3 protein-coding genes and 1 pseudogene are annotated in these 5,054 nt (G+C 55.7%); 2 read left to right on the forward strand and 2 right to left on the reverse strand.

Features of this window, described 5'->3' with window-relative positions:
* Nucleotides 1-703 precede the first annotated feature (703 nt).
* The gene (locus H6F75_RS05235; RefSeq protein ID WP_190749925.1) at nt 704-1,369 is read left to right on the forward strand and encodes a MerR family transcriptional regulator; all 666 of its coding nucleotides are present in this window, start codon (nt 704-706) and stop codon (nt 1,367-1,369) included.
* On the forward strand, nt 1,366-2,640 hold the full coding sequence (locus H6F75_RS05240; RefSeq protein WP_190749927.1) for a VWA domain-containing protein: 1,275 nt from the start codon (nt 1,366-1,368) through the stop codon (nt 2,638-2,640). The genes H6F75_RS05235 and H6F75_RS05240 overlap by 4 nt, the downstream gene beginning before the upstream one ends.
* A gap of 98 nt (nt 2,641-2,738) precedes the next feature.
* On the opposite strand, the gene H6F75_RS05245 is transcribed toward H6F75_RS05240, so the two are convergent.
* Nucleotides 2,739-4,787, reverse strand: a complete 2,049-nt coding sequence (locus tag H6F75_RS05245) for a LysR substrate-binding domain-containing protein (protein ID WP_190749929.1) — start codon at nt 4,785-4,787, stop codon at nt 2,739-2,741.
* A 141-nt stretch (nt 4,788-4,928) separates the two neighbouring features.
* A pseudogene (locus H6F75_RS05250) lies at nt 4,929-5,054 on the reverse strand (IS1 family transposase); the annotation flags it as partial.

Here is a 5,054-nt window from a genome sequence, read left to right on the forward strand (position 1 = left end):
GCCCTGAACCCCTTGTACCGCAAGGGGTTTGGCGTTTCTAGAGAGCCGCTACCAAACCCCTCTTGAAAATTCTCTCGGAAAAATCCTCCAAGACAACACCGTATCTGGCGGCATGTACTAGGACTACAACCGCACCCCTAGCGTCAAGATGCTACCGGTGCAGCAAGATTAAGGGCTTAAGGGGAGAGTAAGGGCAGGCTGTAGTACCTATACAGACACAGACAACCTCAATAAAGCTCTCTGGCTTTGCGGGAGAGTTTAGGGACGGCCTCCTAATCACCCTCTCCACCGCTTGTGTCAACGGTGAACTACCCTGTGGACCACCGCCAATGACTTTGATTGAGATTGCCCTATGGTTCTTCAATCTAAGGGCAATGGGCTTCAGCTGTGGTGGCGCTAATGGGGTAGGAACGCCTCTAAACAATGGCCCTGCGTAGAAACCAAGAAATCTCTGCATAGATTAGGGCGGACGGGAGTAGAGCTAGTGGTGACCGCGCTGATTCCTGTGCCGCCTTTGACTAAGACAGGACAGTCAACTGCACACCTATATAGAGATTAGGTGGGGCAATGCTCACCACGGGTTTCAATCAGTAGCCTCAGCGGTGTCAATGCTCAAACGAGATCGCACAACCACCCAGCCGTAAGTTAGTTACAGAAGAAAATGTCATTGACAATTTAATTTGCAAGTGTTTATTATAGGCCCATGAGCATGTTGCAACAGATTGCCCAGCAACAGCCCGAGATGGTCCTGGATCGCTTCGTTGAGGTGACTAACGACCTACTACCCCAGTTTTTGCCTGACCAGAGTTCTGGTAGCCGCAGGCAAGAACCGGTCAACCCCCGGCTGGTGCGCCACTACACTACTCAGGGATGGTTGGATAAGCCCCTCAAGCAGGGGCGCGAAGCTCGGTATACCTATCGACATCTACTGCAATTGCTAGTGCTGCGCCGCCTGCTAGCGGAAGGCTACAGCACTAGCTCCATCGGCAGTCTAATTGGCGGCCAGTCCGATGCGGCCTTAGAAAACATCCTGCAAGGAGGTGTTCAAATCAAAGTTGAGGCCGCAAACCCAGCGCTGGCGTTTTTGTCTCAAATTCGCGATCGCAGGGGATCCTCTTTATCAGAATCAGATCGATCGCCCAAGCGCACTACCACTCCGGCGATGCAGGCTCCCCTGGCGGCCCCAGCCCCCACCGCCCCACCAGCGTCTCCACCCCCAGCCTGGACTCGTTTAGAAATTCTCGACGGTCTAGAACTTCATGTCCGCCAAGACTTTGTGGCACCTGCCACTACCCACGAGCGGGACAGCCTGCTCCAGCTCATCGCTGACCATCTCGCTCACCTTAAACCCATTCAGAGGCCACCATGACCCAACCTAAACCCGCTCTTCCTACCGTCGAACTGATTCCGCTCCACGGGGCAATTGTCACCCAGCAACCCATAACTCTCGATGTGTTGGTGCGGATCACGCCCCCGGCTGTCACCCTCGACGCCGATCGCGTGCCGCTCAACCTCAGCTTAGTAATCGATCGCTCCGGCTCGATGCAGGGGCAAAAGATGCACTACGCCCGCGAGGCCGCCCGCTTTGCCGTGGAGAACTTGCTGCCATGTGACCGCATCAGCGTGGTGCTCTTCGACGATCGCATCGAAACTTTGGTGCCCAGCACCCTAGCCACCGACAAAAATACTCTGATAGAAAAGCTTAGCCATGTCCACTCGCGGGGCTCTACTGCACTTCATGCTGGCTGGATCGAAGGTGGGGTACAAGTCAGCCAATACCTCAACCCGGCCCAGCTTAACCGGGTGGTTGTGCTCTCCGACGGGTTGGCCAACGTGGGGGAAACGAGGCCCGATGCGATCGCCAACGACGTGCACGGCTTGGCCCAGCGCGGAGTCAGCACCACCACTCTTGGGATCGGCAACGACTATAGCGAAGATCTGCTCGCCGCTATGGCCCGCAGCGGTGACGGCAACTTCTTCCATATTGAGTCTGCCGATCAGTTGCCCACTATTTTTGAAACCGAGTTGTCGGGTCTAGCGGCTACCCTAGGTCAGCGAGTCAGCCTCGGCATCAAGCCGGGCAACGGCGTCACCGTCATGGACGTGCTGAATGACCTTGAGATGACCGACACTCGGCGCTACAAACTGCCCAACCTGACGGTGGGATCGCTAATTCAGGTGGTAGTGCGCTTGCAGGTGCCTGCCCTGAATCGCAGCGGTGAACTGATGCAGGTGCGCCTGGCTTGGGATGATGCCGAACAGCCCGGTCGGCAGGTGCTGCGGGCAGGGCTGGAACTGCCCCTGGTGAGTGCCGAGCAGTTTAGCGACTTCCCCGCCAACCCAGCGGTGCAGGAGCAGGTGGCGCTGCTGATGGCAGCCCGCGCCCGCCGTGAAGCCGTGATATTTTCCGACCGGGGCGACTACGCCGCTGCCACCGACTCCCTCAGCCGTGTCCGCGTCGCCATGTCCGCTATGCCCCCCAGCGCCATGCTGATGGAGGAACAAGCGGTGCTAGAGGATTTAGAAGGCGACTACCAGAGCGGTGCCATAGCTAGAGCCCGCAAAAAAGCGTATTCCCAGGCCTACAACCTGTCGCGCTCGGGCAAGTCTCAGCCCCGGCGATCGCTGGACTCTAAATAAGCTGTGGAAATGTCTCTAGATTAGAGCGATCGCGCCTTGACTGAGTGACCCTGCGACACAGCCTCCCCGCGACGGCGTGTCCCAGGGGTTTCTCTAGGCTAGAGCGAGGCGATCGCCCGCTCCAAAAACTCGGGCTGCATCCAGCGATCAAGGTTGATTTGCCCCAGGTGCTCTTGCCCGGCAATCTGGCCGAGCTGGTGGATGTGGGCCTGGAGCCAGTCGGTGCGCAGCTGGGTTTCGGGCAGGTAAACCACATCGGCGCGATCGCTGGTGCTCGCGTGCAGAGTTTTGGCCACAATGGCGGCATCCATATTCACCCAGCGGCTGACCAATGTAATCGCCATAGGCTGGGTGGCGTACCAATACTGGGCTGCCAGCAGCGATCGCAGGTAGGCCACGGCAATTTCGGGATATTGCTCGGCCAGGGCGGCGCGAATTACTACCCCGTGGAAGGTGGGCAACCCGTCTAGGTTTTTGTGCAGCAGGCGGCGAAACTGGCCCCTGTGCTTAGCAATTTCGTGCAAGGGGGCGAAGTAAGCGTAGCCATCCACTGGGGAGGTACTACGGCCCGATCTCTGGGGGCCCGTGCTGTCGATGGAGGTGAGGGTGACATCATTGAGAATTTGCCGGTGGTGGAGCGATCGCATCACCATGCTGTGAGCCGCCGAGCCAAAGGGCACCGCAATCACCCGACCCGCTAAATCGTCTATACAGCCGAGGGTCGAGTGCTGCGGCACGATGATGTCGTTGCCGGTGCCATCTAAGTTGCTAGCCACAAAGCTAATCAGCCGGGTACCCGCCGCCAGGGCTGTACTATCACCGGTCACCGCGCTGAGCAGCAGCGGGTAGTCGCCCAGCACACCAATGTCGATGTCTTGAGCTTCCAATCCGACCACAATCGGTGCCCCTGAGTTGTAGTCAGACCATTGAAGCTTGTACTGTACCCCGCTGTAGCGGCCCTCACGAGGTAAAAAATGCTCTAGCAAACCCAGGCGTTGAATAATCAACCCAGCGGTAACGGTTTGAATAGTGCGATTTTGGGTGCCGATGGTGAGGCGGATAGTCTCGGCCCCGCTAGCCGACCCAGAGCGTACCAAAAAGTTGGGGGCCTGGAACCGGGGTATGCCTTGGGCTGAGGATGCCGCCAGTGAAGCAGCCAACGGCTCAGGGGAAGGCAATCCTTGCGTAACAGTTTCCTGATTTACGCCGCGCTGACTCTGCACCATAGCTACAAACTGGCGAATCGGCTCTATCCCCAGACTGCCACGACCTGTGAGTTGACCCGCCAAGCCCAAAGCCCGGCCCAAACGCTTGGCCATCATCAGAAATAGGGGGGTGCTCAAGGCAAATTCCTCTAGGGGAATGCGGCGCAGCAGCCCGGCCTCACACTCCATTTGAAATTCAGAATCAGAGACAAACCCCAGGTAGTGTCCCTGAAGCAAATAGGTGCGCATCAAACTCGCCGCGTCGACGATTTCGACATGGGCAAAATCGGTTAAATTCAGCCTCAGTTCCTGCATGCGCTTTTGCAGCACAATGCGAGCTGGAACGCCCTCGGGCGGCAACACCCAGGCCTGGTCAGTCAACTCTTTTAAACTAAGCCAGGGCCGCTGAGCCAGCTGATGGCTACTCGACACCACTAGAGAATAGTGAACCGAACCGATCGCCACCTCTAAAATTTCATCAAAAGCTGAAAAACTCAGATCTGAGACACCAATATCGACCTCGCCAGTTTTAATGGCGCGATATAGCGGTTCGACAGCGTCAAACTGCAAACACTTAGTCTGCACATCAGGATGCGATCGGCGGTATTCGTACAGCACCGACGGCAGCCAGTTGCTCAATATATCGGGCATGCAGCCAATTTTAAGAGTGCTGAACTTGCCCTGCTTGATTTCCTCAATTTCAGCTACCAACCGGTTTTCCAAATCTACCAGGTTAGGGCCTTCTTCTAAAAGATACTCGCCTACCCGGGTGAGTTCTATGCGCCGCCCTAGGCGTCGAAACAGAGGTGTTTCAAGCTCAGATTCTAGGCATTTGATTTTGGCACTCACCGCTGGCTGAGTCAAGTTTAGCGTGTCAGCTGCTTCGGTAAAGCTCAAGCAGCGAGCCACTTCTAGAAATACTTTTAGCTGGTAAATTTCCATGTTGATTCGTTTACCAAGTCAGCTTTAAAGTTAGACAAAAAATATTGTAGCGATCTGTCCGAGTGTAGTTATTAACTGAATTTGGGTAGATAAAATAACTTGTCAAAATCTATTCGCTAAGAACTATATTTCTAGGTAGTACTAGAGAGGTAATGATGCGTTGTAGTGGTGAATAAAATTCCATAACAGGCCAATGTGATTACGTAGACTCTTCGAGAAGGCTAAGCTGCGTCTGACAAAGCGTGAAACCCGCTGTCTGAGGGTATT

It is taken from the genome of Nodosilinea sp. FACHB-131 (genome assembly GCF_014695395.1).
GTDB lineage: Bacteria > Cyanobacteriota > Cyanobacteriia > Phormidesmidales > Phormidesmidaceae > Nodosilinea.

Bases quoted from the DNA above. Each gene is read 5' to 3' on its own strand.
- H6F75_RS05240 (WP_190749927.1), top strand. From the start codon at position 1,366: ATGACCCAACCTAAACCCGCTCTTCCTACCGTCGAACTGATTCCGCTC.
- H6F75_RS05235 (WP_190749925.1), top strand. From the start codon at position 704: ATGAGCATGTTGCAACAGATTGCCCAGCAACAGCCCGAGATGGTCCTG.
- H6F75_RS05245 (WP_190749929.1), bottom strand. From the start codon at position 4,787: ATGGAAATTTACCAGCTAAAAGTATTTCTAGAAGTGGCTCGCTGCTTG.